Source organism: Massilia mucilaginosa, from assembly GCF_011682145.1.
GTDB lineage: Bacteria > Pseudomonadota > Gammaproteobacteria > Burkholderiales > Burkholderiaceae_D > Telluria_A > Telluria_A mucilaginosa.
In genome coordinates this window covers 1-298 of the sequence record NZ_WHJH01000324.1, presented here as the reverse complement: position 1 = coordinate 298, position 298 = coordinate 1, and the positions used below count along the sequence as shown (strand labels likewise).

The window sequence follows — 298 nt, the reverse complement described above, 5'->3', positions numbered from 1 at the left end:
CGTCAACGACACCAGCAACGCCGAGGCGGTGATGAAGATGATCGGCTTCCAGCCGAACAGCACCGCGGACATCCAGGAAGCCAAGGGCCAGGCCCTGAATATGGTGGGGCAAAACCGCATGCGCTCCATGGAAATCGCCGAGCACTGGGCGCAGGGCCTGGCCGCCGGCGACACGGCCATGGTCACAGAGGCGCGTGCGTGGCGCAACGAGTGGAACAAAAAAAATCCGACCACCCCGATCAGGATCAACATGCCTGGGGTCATCAAGCGCGTCCAGGCCATGCGGCAAGACGCTGTG

At 63.1% G+C, this 298-nt stretch carries 1 protein-coding gene; it reads left to right on the top strand.

The genetic code is table 11. From position 1 onward, the window contains the following. The coding region (locus F2P45_RS35040) for a hypothetical protein (RefSeq protein ID WP_166882750.1) at window positions 1–298 on the top strand (298 nt) is incomplete at both ends.